The sequence below is a fragment of the Solwaraspora sp. WMMA2056 genome, assembly GCF_030345095.1.
In the GTDB taxonomy this organism is placed as follows: Bacteria; Actinomycetota; Actinomycetes; order Mycobacteriales; family Micromonosporaceae; genus Micromonospora_E.
In genome coordinates, this window is record NZ_CP128360.1 from 1,511,053 (window position 1) to 1,528,432 (window position 17,380).

A 17,380-nucleotide genomic window follows, 5' to 3' on the forward strand; every position below is an offset into this window, starting at 1 on the left:
GCGCGTGTCGGATGGCGGCCACGTTAGAGTGCAGCCGAAGGCCATTGTCGTAACGGCGCGCCGGCTGGACCGTCTTCCGTCGCGCGGCTGGCCTGATCGTGGGATCACTAGTTTTCGGGGGTATCACCCGTGCGCAGCGACCAGGTCGAGGTCACCGTCCTGCTTCCCTGCCTCAACGAGGCGGAGACCCTGGAGGTCTGCATCCGCAAGGCCCGCCAGGCGCTCGACGAGTTGGGCGTCCAGGGTGAGGTGCTGGTCAGCGACAACGGTTCCACCGACGGATCCCAGGAGATCGCGGTGCGGGCCGGCGCCCGGGTCTCGCATGCCCCGATCCGCGGCTACGGCGGTGCCCTGATCAACGGAATCGAGCAGGCCCGCGGTCAATACGTGATCATGGCGGACGCCGACGACTCCTATGACCTGTCCACGCTTGAGCCGTTCATTCAGGCGCTGCGTTCCGGTCACGACGTCGTCATGGGCAACCGCTTCCGGGGCGGCATCGCCCCAGGAGCCATGCCGTTCCTGCACCGCTACCTCGGCAACCCGGTGCTCTCCTGGCTCGGCCGGCGGCTGTTCAACCTGAAGGTCGGCGACTTCCACTGCGGCATCCGGGGGTTCAACCGGGACCGGATCCGGCAGCTGCAGCTGTGCATGCCGGGCATGGAGTTCGCCTCCGAGCTGGTGGTCCGGGCGGCGCTCAACGGATACGACATCGTCGAGGTGCCGACCACGCTCAGCCCGGACGGTCGCAGCCGCCCACCGCACCTGCGGACCTGGCGCGACGGCTGGCGGCACCTGCGTTTCCTGCTGGTCTTCGCGCCGCGCAAGACGCTGATCTGGCCAGGTTCGGCGCTGTTCATCCTCGGCCTGATCGGCACCGCGACCCTCGTTCTCGGCCCGCTCGTCGTCGCCGGCATCGGCTTCGACGTGAGCACCCTCGTCTACACCTGTCTCGCGATGCTGGTCGGCGCACAACTGCTGCTGTTCGGGGCGTTCGCGCTGATCTACGGCAGGTACGAGGGCATCACCAACCTGCAGCAGGCCGATCGCTGGGGTCGCTACATCCGGTTCGAGACCTGCACCGCCGGCGGCGTCGCGCTGATCCTGCTCGGCCTCGTCGGTACCATCGTCGCCGTCGCGACCTGGGGCGCGACCGGGTTCGGTGCCCAGGACGTGAGCGCCACGATGCGGGTGGTGCTGCCCTCCTCGACGGCGATCGGCCTGGGTGCCACACTCATCTTCGCCGGGCTCTTCTCCAGCCTGCTCAGCCTGCGACGGGTCTCCGCCGCAGTCGCCGACCAGGAGACCCCGTCGCCGAACACGCTGGCCGCGAGCGCCAACTGAGCGAGGCGGCCCGGGCCGGGCGCGGCGACCGAACCTGACAACGGCGACAGCTGACGGAGCACGATGACTGTCGAGACAACCCCCGCCGATCTCGGCGAGGCGCCGGACGGGGCCCGGCCTGCGCCGGGCGTCGTGGCCACCGCTGCCGCCGACCGTACGGCTGCGACCCGGCGCGGACCTCGACAGCTGGGCGCGGCCCTGCGCCATCCCAGCCTCGTCGCGGTGCTGGTCTGGCTGCTCGCCACCCCGGTGGCATTCGTACTGCCCGGCATCGTCGGCAAGGACCCGTTCACCGTCGCCGGCCGCGCGTTGCCGGTGGCCGGTGGCCTGCTGCTGGTGTCGGCGGTGCTGGCCGCGGCGGCGGTCGCCCGTCGCTGGGTGCCTGCGGCGCTGGACGCCCTGGCCGGTGCCGCCGCCGGACTGGCCGGTGCCTGGCTGGTGCTGGTGCTACGGTCCGCGCTGTACGGCACCCCGTTCGGCTTCGGTGGCCTCAGCGGCGACATGCTGCGGATGAGCGCGTCGGTGACCCGCTACACGGTCACCACCGCCAGCGCGGACACCAACATCGTCGGGCTGCCGTCGGAGTACCCGCCGCTGTACGCCTGGCTGGTCGGCCGGGCCTCGGTGCTGCTCGACCAGCCCGCCTGGCGGTTGCTGGCCGACGCCGAGGTGCTGTTCATCTCCGCGTCACTGCTGGCCGGCTTCCTGCTGTGGCGTCGGCAGGCGGGGGCCTGGACCGCGTTCGCGATCTCCTGTGTCGCGGTGCTCGCCTGGTCCGACCCGCGCAAGGCGTACGAGGTCCTGGCGTTGGTGATCTTCATCCCCTGGGTGCTGGAGACCTTCGCCCGCCCGCCGCGCAACCGCCTGCACTGGCTGAGCTCCGGGTTGCTCGGGGGTCTGCTGGTCGTGCTCTACCAGGCCTGGCTGGTCTACGCCGCGCTCGGGCTGATGGTGATCATCGTGCTGGCGTGGCGGGCGGAGCCGGACCGCTGGGCGTACGTCCGCCGGCTGGCGGGCGTCGCCCTCGTCGCCACCGTCACCTCGTCCTGGTACGTGCTGCCGTACGGCTGGACCCTGCTCACCGACGGCGGTGGGCAGCTGGTCTCCGACCTGTACACCTCGCCGTACTACCTCTCCGGCCTGCTGCCGTTCCTGGACATCCAGTCCTCCGACGGCAGCAACATCCTGCTGCGGGCCCTGCAACTGGTCGGCATGATCGGCCTCGTGTGGCTGCTGCGCCGCGCCTGGTGGGCGCCTCCGCTGCTGCTGATCGCCGGGGCCGCGTTCGCGTACCGACTGTTGTCGATGGTCCGTTTCCTGCTGACCGGGCACACCGCCTTCGCCCACTACACCGTGCGGCTGTACGGCGTGGTGCTGGCGATCGCCGGGGTGCTGACCCTGGTGCACGTCGTACCGCTGGTGCTGCGTCGGCTGCGGGTGGCGCCACCGGTCGGGCTGGTCGGCGCACCGCTCGCGGTACTGCTCGCCTGGGGTGTGACCGCCTACACCGGGGCGTGGATGCCGCCGAGCAACGGGTCCGGCTCGTCCTACGCGACCGCCGCTCACGCCGAACCGCTGCCCGGCGGCGGCTACCCCCGGTACGCGCCGGCCAGCGGGCGCCCGGCCTGGTTCCCGGTCGAGCCGGTCCGCCTGGCCGTCGAGGAGGTCACCGGGCCGGACCCCGAACGGGTGACGGTGAGCGTCGACGAACGGCTCTTCTCCTACCTGCCGTGGCCCGGGTACCTCAGCAACGACCGTACCGCCGGCGGCACGCTCACCCATTGGGACGAGCGCAAGGCCGAGCTGACGGCCCTGGCCGCGCAGCGGGACCCGGCGGCCTTCGCCGCCGAGTCCGCCGCCACGGCGTACGGGCCGATCGACGTCTTCGTGCTCACCCGCGACGGCGACGACCTGATCTGGGAGGATCTGCGGTTCCAGCGCGCCCAGTTCGACGAGCGGTACTGGGCGGTCCGCGAGGATCTGCCGGCACAGGTGGCGGTCTTCGTCCGGCGGTGACCGGGCCCAGGGTTCCGCCCGCCGGTGACCATGGTCAGTGCGAGGTGGCGAGGTACCGGTCCTCGTTCGGCATGATGATCCAGAGCGCCAGGTAGATGATCACCTGGGTGCCGGGCAGCAGTAGGGAGAGCAGGAACAGCAACCGGACCATCCCGGCCGAGATGCCGAACCGCCGGCCCAGGCCGGCGCAGACACCGGCGATCATCCGTCCGTCGCGGGGTCGTACCAGTTTGCGGCTCATCGCCACGCTCCTTGTCCACTAGTCTCGGCTGCCCTGTCGGCTGCCGACGGCTGTCGTCACGGTCGTGACCGCCAGCCATCTTCAACGGTAGGGGCGCCGTCGCCCGGCTCCATCAGTCCTGCGACGGATCGGCGACGGTGCCTCCCGTACGGGTCCTACCCTGATCCGATCAAGATCATCGCAGCCGGTCGATCGGGTCGGCTCCCGTCCGCGTCACCTGCCGGATGTGTGCGCTACCCGCCTTGTTCACCGACTGCTAACCTTGCCCGCGTCGTCCGCCCGGCGGTGTCCCCAACCGTCGGACAGGTGGTGTCGTCACGGGCCGCCGCTGGGCGACGCCACCCCTCGGAGCGCCCGGTCGCTCCCGGCTCGTACGACGGAAGCGCGGATGTGACACTGGCGATCCTCACCCCGGCCACCCGAGCCCCCGCCGCGGACCAGGGCGGACTGCTGAGCGCGGGCGGGCTGACCCTGCCCGATCGGATCCGGGCCCAGCTCGCCGAAACCGGTGCCGACGAGGTGCGCACCGCCGGGCCGGCCCAGCTGGCGGACCTTGCCGAGCAGGCGACCGGGCCGGTGCTGCTGTGCGCCGCCGACGTGGTCGCCCACACCGAGCTGTTCCGCCTGCTCGACTCGGGCCCGGCAGGCATCACGCGAGCGTTGCTGCTGCCCGCCGCCGAGGGCACCGGTGCCCTCGCGGTCGGGGCCCGGCGCGGGAACCTCGTCGTCGCCCCGGCACCGACCGCCGACGGTGCCGCCCCGGCCGGTACGGCCGTCGGCGGGCCGGTCTTCGGCGGGGTGCTGCGGGTCGGCGTCGGCGATCTGCCGGCGTTGGCCACCGCCGCCCGCCGGGTCGCCGACCGTCCCGGCGACGCTACCCGCCAACCGCTCGACGCGATCCTCGCCGAGCTGATGGCCGCCGGCACCACCGTCGGCGCGTACCCGCTGCGCCAACTGGTCGCCGTCCGGGTCGCCGACCAGGCCGGGGTGGCCGCTGCCGAGGCGCAGGTGCGGGCCGTCGACCCGGACCGGGCCCGGCTGCGGCTGGCGGTCAAGGAACACGACGACCTGTTCGCCACGTACTGCGTCAGCAGTTGGTCGCCGCTGGTCACCAGGGGTGCGGCGCGGCTCGGGCTGAGTCCGAGCGGGGTCACCGCCATCTCGGTGCTGTTCGCCGGCGCGGCCGCGCTGCTGTTCGCGGTCGGTGACCGGCCGCCGGTGCTGCTGCTCGGCGCGGTCCTGCTCTACCTGGGCTTCGTCCTCGACTGCGTCGACGGTCAGCTCGCCCGCTACACCGGGCGGTACAGCGCCTTCGGCGGCTGGCTCGACACCATCGCCGACCGGGGCAAGGAATACCTGGTGTACGCCGGACTGGGTGCCGGCGTGCAGCTGTCCGGTGCCGCCGACGGCTGGCTGCTGGCCACCGCCGCGATCGTGTTGCAGACCGTCCGGCACATGACCGACGCCTGGTACGGGGCGCTGCACGACGAGGCCGCCCGCCGCATCCCGGTGGCGTCGGCCGACTCGGGCGCGGCGGCGGGCGTCGGCAGCCGGCTCAGCCAGGTCTCCGACCGGGTCCTGGCCGCCCCCGGGTCACCGGTCTACTGGGCGAAGCGCACGGTGGTCTTCCCGATCGGCGAGCGGTGGGCGTTGATCGCCGTCACCGCCGCCGTCCTCGGCCAACGGGCCGCCCTGCTCGCCGTGCTCGGCTGGGGGGTGCTCGCGTTCTGCTACACGCTGGCGCTGCGGTCGCTGCGGTCACGGTCCATGCGGGTTCCGGTCCTCGCGGCGGTCGACACCGCCCGGTACCGCGACGACGGACCGCTCACCCGGCTGCTCGCCCACCGGGTCGGTGCGGTGGTCGTCGCCGGGTCCGGCCAGTTGCCGCTCGTCGGCGCCGCGGTGGCCGCGGCCACCGCGGCGCTGCTGCTGCCGGCGTTCGGCGTCGCCGGCGGGCTCAGTGCCGCGGCGCTGCTGGTAGGTGCGGGTGCGGCGCTGGTGGCGGGGATCGCCAGTGCGGCCCGGCCGGCCGTGGGGTCGCTGGACTGGTTGGTGCCGGCCGGACTGCGGGCCGTCGAGTTCCTGATCGTCGTCGCCGCCGGCGCGGTCGCCGACGTGCCTGCGCTCGTCACCTACGGACTGCTGTTCGTCCTCGCCCTGGGGCACTACGACCTGACCGCGCGGCTGGAGAAGCGGCTCGGTGCGCCGCCGCTGCACCGGTGGAGCCTCGGCTGGGACAGCCGGGTCCTGCTGATCACGCTGACCAGCGCCGGGGCGACTCTGGCCGCCGCCACCGGGTCGGGCGCGGCCGCCCCGACGACCCTGGCCACCGGCGCCACCGGCGCGCTCGCCGGCTACCTGGCGGTGCACTTCGTGGCCACCGCAGTACTCGACCACCGGCCGACACCGGCGCACCCCGACCACCGGCCGTCGGCCGGGGTGTCGGTGCCGGCTCCCCGCCGCCCCACCGACTTGCCGGTCGACCCGGCAGCACCCCTCAGCTCCGCCGGCCGCCCCGCCGGCCCGACCACAGGTGACCTCGGATGACATTGCTCAGCATCGTTGTGCCGGTCTACAAGGTGCAGGGTTACCTGCGGGAATGCCTCGACTCGATCCTCGACCAGTCGTTCACCGACGTCGAGGTGATCGCGGTCGACGACTGCTCCCCGGACAGCTCCGGGCAGATCCTCGCCGAGTACGCCGCCCGCGACCCCCGGCTGCGGGTGCTGTCCCTGCCGGTCAACGCCGGGCTCGGCGGTGCCCGCAACGCCGGGCTGGACGTGGCGACCGGTGAGTACGTCTGGTTCCTCGACAGCGACGACTGGCTGACCGACGGATCGCTGCGCGCGGTCGCCAACCGGCTCCGCGACACCACCCCGGACGTGCTGATCGTCGACCACGCGAGGGTGTTCTGGAACTTCCACGAATCGGCCAGTGCGCTGCGGCAGGCGTTCCCCACGTCACCCGGTGCCGAGGTGTTCGACGTACGGACCCGGCCCGAGACGCTCAAGGTGCTGCACACCGCCTGGAACAAGGTCACCCGGCGAGAGTTCCTGGTGGACCTGGGGCTGCGGTTCGCCGACGGCTGGTACGAGGACGTCTCGTTCACCTTCCCGCTGCTGGTCGCCGCCGAGCGGGTCACCGTACTCGACCGGGTGTGCGTCAACTACCGGCAACGGCGTACCGGTGCGATCACCCGGACCCGCAGCCCCCGGCACTTCGAGATGTTCGACCACTGGGGACACACCTTCGACTGGCTGGACCAGCGCGGGCCGCAGGTCGACGCCGTACGGCCGCAGTTGTTCGCTCTGATGATCTCGCACTACCTGATGGTGCTCGGCCACAGTGGCCGGCTGCCCCCGCAGCTGCACCAGCAGTTCTTCGCCCGCGCCCACGCCGACTACCAGCGTCGGCTCCCGCCCGGCGGGTACCCGGTGCCCGGCGGTGTCGAAGGGCTCAAGCGTCGGCTGCTCGCCGCCAACCGCTGGCGGACCTTCGCCGCGCTGCGGGTCGTCCAACGCGCCCGCAAGAAGGCGATCTCCACGGTCAAGCGGATCGGTCGTCCGGTCAAGCGCGGTCTGCGCGAACTGGCCCGCACCGGCCGGCGGACCGCGCTGCTCGGCTACTACCGGATCCAGCTGCGCCTGCCGATGGACCAGTCGATGGCGCTGTACGCCGCTTACTGGTACCGCGGCTACAGCTGCAACCCGGCCGCGATCCACGCCAAGGCGGCCGAGCTGGCCCCACACGTCAACGGGGTCTGGGTGGTCCGCCGGGACCGGGCCGCCAGCATGCCGGCCGGCGTGCCGTACGTCGTCGCCGGCACCTGGCGCTACTACCGGGCGCTGGCCCGTGCCAAGTGGCTGATCAACAACGTGAACTTCCCCGACTACGTGCGTAAACGGCCCGGATCAGTGCACATCCAGACCCACCATGGCACTCCGGTCAAGGTGATGGGGCTCGACCAGCAGCGGCACCCGGTCGGCGCCGCGTCGATGAACTTCCCCCATCTGCTGCGCCGCATCGACCGGTGGGACTTCAGCGTCAGCGCGAACCACTTCTCCACCCAGATGTGGGAGCGGGCCTACCCGGGCGACTTCGTCTCGCTCGACACCGGCTACCCGCGTAACGACCGGCTGGCGCTGGCCACCGACGCCGACGTGGCGGCGGCCCGCGCGGCGCTCGGTATCGGCCCCGACGAGCGGGTCGTGCTCTACCTGCCGACCCACCGGGAACACCAGCCCGGCTGGCAGCCCGACTTCGACGCCGACGCCCTGGCCGAAGTGCTCGGCCCGGACGCCTGGCTGCTCATCCGCAGCCACTACTTCCACGACCGGCAGCGCACCGGCCGGGCCCCGGATGCCCCGGCCAGCGGCCGGATCCGGGACATGTCCAGCCATCCGGTCGTCGAGGACCTGTACCTCGCGGCCGACGTACTCGTCACCGACTATTCTTCGGCGATGTTCGACTACGCGGTCCTGGACCGGCCGATCGTGATCTACGCGCCGGACGCCGAGGCGTACGCGATGGCCCGTGGCGTCTACTTCGACATCACCGCCGAGCCGCCGGGCGCCGTCGCCACCACCTTCGGGCACCTGCTCGACGTCTTCCGTACCGGTGCGGTCGGCGACGACGCCGCGGTCAAGGCCCGGACCCAGTTCCGCGCCCGGTTCTGCCATCTCGACGACGGGCACGCGGCCGAGCGGGTGGTCCGCCGGGCGTTGCTCGGGGAGCAGGGCTGAACCGCCCGATGGGTGCCCTGCTCAGCGTCGTCGTTCCGATCTACAACGTGGCCCGCTACCTGACCGAATGTCTTGATTCGCTGGCTGCGCAGACCCACCCCGACGTCCAGGTCGTCCTGGTCGACGACGGGTCGACCGACGACAGCGGCGACATCGCGGCCGCCCGGGTCGCCGCCGATACCCGGTTCCAGCTGATCCGTCAGTCGAACCAGGGCCTCGGCGCGGCCCGCAACACCGGTATCCGCGCGGCCACCGGCGACTACCTGGCGTTCGTCGACAGCGACGACGTGCTGCCGCCGTACGCCTTCGAAGTGCTGGTCGGTGCGGTGGAGTCGACCGGTTCGCAGATCGCCTCCGGCAACGTGGCGTTGTTCAACTCCCGTGGGCTGTGGCAGTCGCCGCTGCACCGCGGCACCCATCGGCAGACCTGGCTCGGCACCCGGCTGCGCCGTCGCCGCAACCTCGTCTACGACCGGCTGGCCTGCAACAAGGTGTTCCGGCGGGACTTCTGGACCGGTCACGACCTGTGGTTTCCCGAAGGGGTGCGCTACGAGGACATTCCGGTGACGATCCCGGCGTACGCGCTGGCCGAGTCGATCGACGTGCTGCCCACGGTGGTCTACCACTGGCGGCAGCGCGAGGCGGGTGCCGAAGAGTCGATCAGCCAGCGGCAGGCCGAGGTCGCCAACCTGGTGGACCGCTTCGCGGCGGTACGCAGCGCCAGCCGGTCACTGGCCGGGATCGGTGACCGGTCGTTGAAGAACCACTACGACGCCACCGCCCTGCGCAGCGACCTGCGGATGTTCCTGCACCTGCTGCCCCAGGTGCCGGACGGGACGTACCGGCGGCGGTTCTGCGAGCTGGCGGCGGAGTTCCTCGCCGAGGTGGATCCGGCGGTGCCGGACCGGCTCGATCCCCGGTTGCGGGTGGCGTGGCGGCTGGCCCGCGACGGCCGGCTGCCGGAGCTGCTGCGCGTGGTCGACGCGACCCGGTCCGGTGGCGTACCGCCGAGGGTCGACGGCGTCCCGGCGGCGCTGTACCGCCCGACGCCCCGGCTGCGTACGGCGCTACGGGCGATCTCCTTCTCGGGCGGGCAGCTGCGGATCGCCGGATACGCGCTGCGGACTCCGGCGGAACCGGACACACCGCCGGGGCCGCAGCTGCGCGCCCTGTGGCTGAGTGAGCAGGGCCGCCGCCGCCGGTTCGGGCCGGCGCCGACCCGGTCGCGGCTGTTGCGTCGCCGGTCCGTCGCGGCGGACCCGGCGACGGGCGACCTGCCGGCCTGGTCCGGGTTCGCCACGTCGTTGCCGGTGACGGCACTGCGCTCCGCCGCCGGCTGGCCGCCGGGGACCTGGCTGGTGATGGCGGGCCTGGTCGACGTGGCAGGCGGCCCGGAGAGCGGGCCGGTCAAGGTCGGCGAGGTGGTGCCGGCGTTGCCGGCGGTCTGGGTGGGACCAGGGGTACGGGTGGTGCCGCTGCTGCACGACGGAGCGCTGCGGCTGAGGGTGGAACATCCCTCGGTGTGGGCGACGGCGGCCCGGCTGGTCGGCGACGATCTGGTGATCAGCGGTACGGCCGTCGCGGGTGCTCCGGTGCCGTCGGCGTTGACCCTGGCCCGGACCCCGATGATCGTGGCCCGCCGTTATCCGAGCCGGCCCGACGGCACCGTCGGGTCCTCGTCGGGCGGCACCGGGTTCAGCTGCCGGATCCCGCTCGGCGACCTGGTGACCGGTCCGGTGTCCGCGCGACCGGCGGCGGTCGGCGACCCGGTGGCCGGCTGGCTGGTCGGCTGGGACGTCGACGGCGGTGCCGACGCCTCCGCCGGGCACGGGTTGCCGGTCGGCGCCGACTTCACCGAGCTGCGTCCGCTGCCCGGCGGGCCGGGGCTGCTGGCCGAGTCGGCCGACCAGGGGCAGCTGTCGATCCGGGTGCTACCGGCCGGGCCACTGGCGACCTGGGCCACCGTCGAGGAGGCCGGAGTCACCCTGGGCGGTGCCTGTCCGGTCGGTGCGGCGCCGTCGTCGGTGGTGCTGCGCCACGCCGACGACCTGCGGGACCCGGCGGCCCCGGCGGACCGGGAGCTGCCGGTCGAAGCCGTCGACGAAGGTTGGCTGGTGCGGATACCGGCGGACGGCCCCGATCGGCCGGAGCCGGGGCGCTGGTGGTTCGGCTACCGGCCGGCGGACGACGACCGGGTCCATGAGCTGTCGATGTCGCTGCGGATCCGGGACGGGGCGGGTCAGGTGGGGCCGGCGGGGCTGCCCCGGTTGCGGTTGGAGCCGGAGCGGCTGTACCGGGTGGCGCTGGTGGCGAACTGAGGCCAGGGCCGGCCTGATCAGCCCGCCGGCGGCGGCGACGCTGCCGGCGGCGACGCCGGCGGTGCGGTCGACGACGGTGCTGCGGCTGGCGGGGTCGGCCGCAGCCGGTTGCGGGCGGTACGGCGGGCGGTGCCCCACGCCCGGCCCCACAACGACCGGCCCTGCCGGGCACCCATCTGGGACAGCCACTGCGGGCTGCGGGCCACGGCACCGGCCGTGTCGGTGATGATCAACCGTGCGCCGTCCGGCCCCGGGGTCAGCCAGCCGACCCGGTCGCCGATGCGTGTCGGTCGGGTGCCGCGGGTGCCCCGGCCGCCCTGCTGAGGACCCGGCGGTACGGCGTACTCCCGGTCGTTGTCGCGCACCACGACCCGCACGTCGTAGCGCCCAGCGGGCAGCTGGTCGACCGGGATCGTGCAGGACCAGCGCAGGTCGTTGCCGGTCCGCCGGAGCACCGTGACCGGCTGCCGGGCCAGCCCGTCGCCGATCTCCACCAGCAGGTCGTGGCGGACCTGACCGGGTTCGCCGTCGATACCCTTGGCGCGGACACTGCCTTCGAGCGCGATGGCCGGCCCGCTACCGCGCATCCGGTGCAGGGTCGCGGTGATCTCCCGGATGAGCAGCAGGTCGCGGTAGGCGTCGAAGTCGGTGTGCCCGAGGTAGGCCTGCCCGGCGTACACCCGCAGTGGCAGCGCGGACCGGGGCTCCCGGATGGTCGCCGGATCCTGTTCGTAGATCGCGGCGGCGCGCAGCCCGGCGCCGGCGTTGCTGACGAATTCGGTCGCCAGCCGCACCGGGATGTCCTTGAACAGGGTGTGCATCCGGACCGCGAATTCGTCGAGCTGCTCGTCGTCACAGCCGTTCGCGGCCCGCCACGCATAGTGCAACTGCATGTAGGCGATCCACCGGTACACCGCGTCGCGGTCGTCGGACGGCAGATCGCGGCACTCGTCGGCGAGCTGCTCGACGATGGCGACGTGTTGCATGATCCGTAGCGGTTGACTGCGGGTGTCCATCAGTGAGGAGTTGTCCCCGCGTTGCCGGTACAGATAGCTCAGCCGGGGGGTCAGCGCCGTCCGTGGGGAACGGGCCAGCAGCGGTACGGTGAACAGCACGTCTTCGAAGGCGGTGTTCTCGGTGAACCGGACACCGGTCGAGTCGACCAGGTCACGCCGGAAGACCTTGTTGCACGCCGACGGGTTGCCGACCAGGCCGGGTGCCTGGGCGATCCGCTCCACGACCCGTTCCCCGACGAGCAGCTCCCGGCGCCACGCCGGGTTGGGCCGGGGCGGCAGCCCCTGCATGTCACCGACGGCCACCGCCGCCTGCTGGCGGTCGGCGAGCTCGACGAGGTAGCTCAGCGCCCCGTCCGGGTAGAGGTCGTCGGAGTCAAGAAAGGCCAGGTAGCGGCCGGTGGCAAGGCGTACCCCGTGATTGCGGGCCGCGCCGAGGCCGGCGTTGTCCTGGCGGACGTAGCGCACCCCGGTGGCCCGGTCGGCGTACCGGCGGGCGATGTCGGCCGAACCGTCGGTGGAGCCATCGTCGATGACGACTACCTCGATGTCGTCCCGGGCGGGCTGTCGTTCGATCGAGTCGAGTGCCTCTTCGAGCCACTTCTCGGTGTTGTAGACCGGCACGACGACGCTGACCGTCGGGGATGGCACGCGCTCACCTCGTGTCACGACTGGGTAATCTGGATCAGTGACCTATTTGCCTAGGGTACGTCGCCTGCTGCGTCCGGTCAGGAATGTGCTTCGTCGCTCCCGGGCGCGGATCATGCAACCAGCGGCGCTACTGTACAGCCCGAACATTACCCCGAACGAGATTCGGATACTCGCCAAGATTGCCAACGACAAGGGTGATCGGGCGATGGTGAACGCGGTGTTGCTGCGCATGGTGCAGCGAGGCGTTGCCAATGAGGGTGAACAGCGTGCGGCGCGACTGATCGGCGCCGGGGCACCGGCACCGGCGGTAGGTCACCGCCCAGCGGATCCGACGGACCAGGGAGAACCGCCCATCGCCGACCAGGCGGCCACCCGGCTGACCGTACGGCGGCCGGATGCGGCAGCACCGCTGCAGGTCACCGTCGGTGACGAGGGTGAGCCGCTGGCGTACTGGCGGGCCGCCTGGGCGGAGCTGCCGCCCGCCCTCGTCGACCAGCTCACCACCGGCGTACTGACCCGGCTCGCGGCCGACCGCCGGGTCAGCGCCGTGCACGCGGCGGACGCCGCCAGCGCCCCGGTCGCCCGGGCGGTCGCCGCCGGTATCGGTGCCCGGTACGGTGGTCAACCGTGATCGTTCCCTGGCGTCGGGGCACCTCCGCCGGCCACCTCGTCGACGATGCGTTGTCCGCCCTCGCCGCCGCCGACTGGGCGGACCGCGCCCGCCCGCCGATCGCCTGGCTGCACTGGCCGGTCGACTCGGCCAACCCGTACCAGTCGTTGATCTACAGCCGGTTCCCCCGGCACAACCTGGTGCCGATCCGGATCCGGCGCCTCGACCAGCTCGACCGCCTGTTGCCCGCGCTGCCGGACGGCGTCACCCGGGTGCTGCACGTCCACTGGCTGTACGACGTCACCGCCGGTTGCACCACCACCGCGCGGGCCGAGGCCGCCGTCGACGCCTTCGCGGCCACACTGGACGCGCTACGGGCCGACGGCGTACGGCTGGTCTGGACGGTGCACAATCTGCTGCCGCACGAAACCGTGCACCGGCAGACCGAGACCCGGCTGCGGCAGGTGATGCTGGCCGCCGCCGACGTCGTCCACCTGATGCACGACAGCCACCTGGAGATCCTGCAGGAGGCGTTCGGCACCTCGCCCCGGCAGGTGGTCGTCGCCCGGCACCCGACCTTCGTCGGGGCGTACCCGGACTGGGTGGACCGGGCGACGGCCCGCAGCCACCTGGGGATCCCGCTCGGTGCCCGGCTACTGGTCACCTTCGGCCAGGTCCGACCGTACAAGGGACACACCGACTTCCTCGACGTGCTCGACGTCGCGACCCGCCACGACCCGCGACTGCGCTGGCTGGTCGCCGGCAAGGTCCGGGAGGAGACCGGCGGGCCCGAGTTCATGCGCCGCGCCGCCGAACACCCGGCGGTCGTCTTCCACCCCGGCTTCGCCCCCGACTCCGACGTGCAGTACTTCCTGCGCGCGGCGGACGCCGCCGTCTACCCGTACCGGTCGTCGCTGAACTCCGGGGCGTTGGCTCTGACGGCCGGGTTCGGGTTGCCGGCGTTCGTCTCGACCGGCACCACCGTCGGCGGGTTGATGCCCGACGCCGCGCTGCGCCGGTTCGACCTCGCCGACCCCGACAAGGCTGCCGAGGTGATCACCGAGGCGACCGGGAGCGGCTGGGCGGCCGCCGACACGGTCCGTACGGCGCTGCGCGACCACCTCGGACCGCTCGCCCCGGCACAGGTCAGCGACCTGCTCGCCACCGAACTGCGCCGCCACCTGGACCCGACGACCTGACCTGCGCCGTTCTTGGTCCATCGTCGATGGTGCCGGCGCGCTACCCTGGCCGCATGTCGAGCCCTGCGTCGGACCGCCGCCCGGACCGTCAGCTGGTGTGGGCACCCGCCGAGGTGCTGACCGGCATCGCCGGGCAGATCGAGCCGCTGCAGGCCCGCGAACGGTTGCGGACCACGATCATCCGGTCGGTGCTGCTCGCGTACGTCTTCACCTGGCCGCCGGCCTTCGGCGTCCTCGCTGCCGCGACCGTGGCCGCGCCGACGCTGACCGATGCGGCCAGCGTCGGCGCGACCGCCGGTTGGGCGCTGCAGATCGCCACCTTGATCGCGCTGTGGGCCGCCGTGTCTGCGCTGATGTCGCACCGGCGGGCCGCTACCGAGTCGGCGGACCCCGAAGTCCTGAGCCGATCGCGACTGCTGCTGCGCCTGGCCGGCAACGCGGCGCGGACCGGGGCGCTCGCGGCGGTGGTGCTGGCACTGGCGGGGCTCGCCCCCGGCCAGGTCGCGGCGCTGGCCGGCGCGGTCGCCGTCGTCCTGCATCTGCTGCCGATGCTGGCGTTCCGGCTGCTGACGCGCGGTCGCCGAGCCGACCCTGTCGGCGAGCCGGCCGAGCGTCTCGCCGGACAGCCGGTCGGGCGGCCGACCGAGCGTCCCGCCAGCGAGCCCGCCCCGCCGCCGGCCGCGACGTCAGCCGGGCTCGACGGGTAGCCACAGCTCGCAGGTCGCGGTGCTGAAATCGGCCGCCCGCTCGACGACGGCGACGATCGACGGGCCGGGCCGCAGCCGCCACGGGTTCGACGGGAACCATTCGGCGGCGGTCGCCGCCCAGGTGGCCTGCAGCGCCTGCGGGTACGGTCCGGCGGTACGGAAGACCGCCCACCTGCCGGCCGGCACCTCGATCACATCGAGGTCGTCGGGGGCGGTCCCGGTCGCCGCGATGGCGACCCCGTGCAGGTAGGTCAACTCGCTGCCCTCGGGGTCGTCCGGCGCCAGGTCGTCGCTGACCTGCAGGATGCCGGCCGGCTCGGTGTCACTGAGGGTCTTCAGCCGCTGATGCTCCGCCGCCGGCAGAGCGGCGATGTGCTGCTGGATGTGCGGATTCACGCCGTGGTGGATCAGCGGGACCCGGGTGGCGTGGCCGACCAGCGTGAACGCGGGGCGGTCGACGATGCGGGTGTCCATGCGGGTGTTCCCTTCGACGGTCAGGCGGAACCTGAGCTGTGGTTGGCTGCGAAGGGGGCCACCGTCACGGCGTACCTCACCTGGACCGGCACCGTGGACCGCCCGGAACGCCCGCCCGAACGCCTCGGTCGAGCCGTACCCGGAGCGGACGGCGATGGTCAGCAGGTCGTCCTCGCCCCGGACCACGGCGGCGGCCGCCACGGTCATCCGCCGCCGGCGTACGTACTCCGACAGCGGCATTCCGGCCAACGACGAGAACATCCGGCGCAGGTGGTACCCGGTCGTGCCGTGCCTGCCCGCCACCGACTCGACGTCGAACTCCCCGATCGGAGGTTCCCCGACGAGGTGTGCCTCGACCGGGTCGGCGAGGTGTGCTTCGACCAGGTCGACGAGGTGATTGAGTGCCGAGATCACGATGGCCTCCCTTCACCGACCAGCCTGGTCGACCACCCCTGGCTCGCGCCCGACATCTGCGGTCCGATCCGATCACGGCTCGGGACCGTCGAGCTACTGGCGCGGCTCCCGCCACATCGGCCAGATCGGTGGGCCGTCGGGCAGGCGCATCGGCCCGTGTGCCCGGTAGCCGTGCCGCAGATACAGGTCCCGGTTGCGCGGCGTGGTCGCCTCCAGGTAGCCCGGCGTGCCGTGACCGTCGAGATGGCGGTGGTGGTGGCGCAGCAGCGCGCTGCCCAGGCCGCCGCCCTGACGCCAGGGTGCCACCGCCAGGTACGCCAGATGCCAGTGCGGCTGCCACGGGTGGTGCGCCGACAGCATCCGGGCGAGGGCGGCGAACCGCGGCTGCCAGCGCCCGGCGGCGCTCAGCAGGCGCAACTCGTGTTCGCTGACCGTCTCCGGATCGGTGGCGATCCGTCGGCCCCGGGGATGCCAGACGGCGACGCCGCTGAACTGGCCGGCGACGTGCACCGCGCCGCCGGACCGGATCGCGTGGTCGAGTTCGAGGGTGAACAGGGTCCGGAAGACGTCGGCCCGTGCGTCGAGGTCACCGATCAGCCACTGCGACACCGGGGCGATCAGGAACGCCTCGGTGAGCAGGGTCGCGGCCTGCGGGATGTCGTCCATCCCAGCGGTACGGATCGTCACGGCGGCGGGATGGATCGCGGTCATCGTGGGCTCCTGCCGGTCGGGCGGTACGCGGTGCACAGCGGGCCACGGCTGGTGGCCGAGGTACCCGCTAGACGCACACAGCGCCGGACCGGAGCACGAACCCGCTGGTCAGATGCCCGACAGTGGCGGCTTTCGGCAGCGTGACGCTGCCGAGACGCCCAGAATGTCACCGCTGCCTGATGTAATCGGCGCGACCGTCGAGGAAGGCGCGCGCGGAGGGGGCAGTTGTGGCCACGTTCGTTCTGATTCCCGGCGGCGGCACCGACCCCTGGTACTGGCACCGGCTCGTCGACGAACTGCGGCGGCGGGGCCACGAGGCGGTGCCGGTCGATCTGCCGTGCGAGGACGACGGGGCCGGCTGGGCCGAGTACGCCGACGCGGTGGTGACGGCGATCGGCGGCCGCACCGATGTCGTGCTGGTCGCGCATTCGCTCGCGGGATTCACCGCCCCGCTGGTCGCCGACCGGCTGCCGGTCCGTCTGCTGGTCCTGCTGACGGCGATGGTGCCGGTGCCGGGCGAGACCGGCGGCGACTGGTGGGCGAACACCGGGCACGCCGCCGCGCTGGCCGCCCAGGCCGTACGGGACGGGCGGCCGGCGGGCGAGGACGTGCTCGCGCTGTTTCTCGACGGCGTGCCGGACGAGTTGGCCGCGCAGGTGCTGCGGCACGACCGGGCACAGTCCGGTACGCCGTTCGGGCAACCATGGCCGCTGCCGGCCTGGCCGGATGTGCCGACCCGGTTCGTGCTCTGCCGCGACGACCGGTTCTTCCCGGCCGAGTTCGTCCGTCGGTTCGTCGACGACCGGCTCGGTATCGTCCCGGACGGGATCGATGGCGGACATCTGGCGGCGCTGACCCATCCACGGGAGCTGGCCGACCAGTTGACGGCCTATCTGAGGTGACGTGGCGGTGGGTGTGGCCGGCCGTCGCCGACCGACCA

Annotated in this window: 13 protein-coding genes; 9 read left to right on the top strand and 4 right to left on the bottom strand. The window is 72.8% G+C overall.

Translation table 11 applies throughout. The features are described 5' to 3' along the window. Positions 1-129: 129 nt before the first annotated feature. Together O7608_RS07000 and O7608_RS07005 are read left to right on the top strand one after the other, a co-directional pair. A complete protein-coding gene (locus tag O7608_RS07000; protein ID WP_289209185.1) occupies positions 130-1,344 on the top strand; it encodes a glycosyltransferase family 2 protein in 1,215 nt (404 codons plus the stop codon). 63 nt (positions 1,345-1,407) lie between these two features. Further along, positions 1,408-3,360: an arabinofuranosyltransferase gene (locus tag O7608_RS07005; RefSeq protein ID WP_289209186.1), complete on the top strand. Its 1,953-nt coding sequence runs from the start codon at positions 1,408-1,410 to the stop codon at positions 3,358-3,360. A 34-nt stretch (positions 3,361-3,394) separates the two neighbouring features. Here O7608_RS07005 and O7608_RS07010 read toward each other — a convergent pair whose 3' ends face one another. Then, positions 3,395-3,601 (bottom strand): PspC domain-containing protein, encoded by a 207-nt coding sequence (locus O7608_RS07010; protein WP_282224156.1) that lies wholly within the window; start codon positions 3,599-3,601, stop codon positions 3,395-3,397. Between the two features lie 390 nt (positions 3,602-3,991). Here O7608_RS07010 and O7608_RS07015 point away from each other — a divergent pair, with 390 nt between their 5' ends. From O7608_RS07015 to O7608_RS07025, 3 genes are read left to right on the top strand one after another with little or no spacing between them, the layout of a single operon-like run. Then, the gene (locus tag O7608_RS07015; protein WP_289209187.1) at positions 3,992-6,148 is read left to right on the top strand and encodes a DUF5941 domain-containing protein; all 2,157 of its coding nucleotides are present in this window, start codon (positions 3,992-3,994) and stop codon (positions 6,146-6,148) included. Beyond that, positions 6,145-8,343: a bifunctional glycosyltransferase/CDP-glycerol:glycerophosphate glycerophosphotransferase gene (locus O7608_RS07020; protein WP_289209188.1), complete on the top strand. Its 2,199-nt coding sequence runs from the start codon at positions 6,145-6,147 to the stop codon at positions 8,341-8,343. Before O7608_RS07015 ends, O7608_RS07020 begins: the two co-directional genes overlap by 4 nt. An 8-nt stretch (positions 8,344-8,351) precedes the next feature. After that, the gene (locus O7608_RS07025) at positions 8,352-10,661 is read left to right on the top strand and encodes a glycosyltransferase family 2 protein (protein ID WP_289209189.1); all 2,310 of its coding nucleotides are present in this window, start codon (positions 8,352-8,354) and stop codon (positions 10,659-10,661) included. A gap of 17 nt (positions 10,662-10,678) precedes the next feature. Here the strand turns inward: O7608_RS07025 and O7608_RS07030 are convergent, their stop codons facing one another. Then, positions 10,679-12,325, bottom strand: a complete 1,647-nt coding sequence (locus O7608_RS07030) for a glycosyltransferase family 2 protein (RefSeq protein WP_289209190.1) — start codon at positions 12,323-12,325, stop codon at positions 10,679-10,681. 205 nt (positions 12,326-12,530) lie between these two features. Here O7608_RS07030 and O7608_RS07035 point away from each other — a divergent pair, with 205 nt between their 5' ends. The 3 genes from O7608_RS07035 to O7608_RS07045 are packed head-to-tail and all read left to right on the top strand — an operon-like array spanning position 12,531 to position 14,841. Further along, positions 12,531-12,956 carry a hypothetical protein gene (locus O7608_RS07035; protein WP_289209191.1) on the top strand — a complete coding sequence of 142 codons (426 nt, stop codon included), beginning with the start codon at positions 12,531-12,533 and terminating at the stop codon, positions 12,954-12,956. Further along, the gene (locus O7608_RS07040; RefSeq protein WP_289209192.1) at positions 12,953-14,134 is read left to right on the top strand and encodes a glycosyltransferase; all 1,182 of its coding nucleotides are present in this window, start codon (positions 12,953-12,955) and stop codon (positions 14,132-14,134) included. Before O7608_RS07035 ends, O7608_RS07040 begins: the two co-directional genes overlap by 4 nt. A 53-nt stretch (positions 14,135-14,187) precedes the next feature. Beyond that, positions 14,188-14,841, top strand: coding sequence for a hypothetical protein (locus O7608_RS07045; RefSeq protein ID WP_289209193.1), 654 nt, complete (start codon positions 14,188-14,190; stop codon positions 14,839-14,841). Here the strand turns inward: O7608_RS07045 and O7608_RS07050 are convergent. Then, the gene (locus O7608_RS07050) at positions 14,821-15,729 is read right to left on the bottom strand and encodes an AraC family transcriptional regulator (RefSeq protein WP_289209194.1); all 909 of its coding nucleotides are present in this window, start codon (positions 15,727-15,729) and stop codon (positions 14,821-14,823) included. The two genes, O7608_RS07045 and O7608_RS07050, sit on opposite strands and share 21 nt — an antisense overlap. 93 nt (positions 15,730-15,822) lie before the next feature. Next, positions 15,823-16,440, bottom strand: a complete 618-nt coding sequence (locus O7608_RS07055; protein ID WP_282224147.1) for a GNAT family N-acetyltransferase — start codon at positions 16,438-16,440, stop codon at positions 15,823-15,825. 227 nt (positions 16,441-16,667) lie between these two features. Here O7608_RS07055 and O7608_RS07060 point away from each other — a divergent pair, with 227 nt between their 5' ends. Beyond that, a complete protein-coding gene (locus O7608_RS07060; protein ID WP_289209195.1) occupies positions 16,668-17,342 on the top strand; it encodes an alpha/beta hydrolase in 675 nt (224 codons plus the stop codon). Positions 17,343-17,380: the final 38 nt, after the last annotated feature.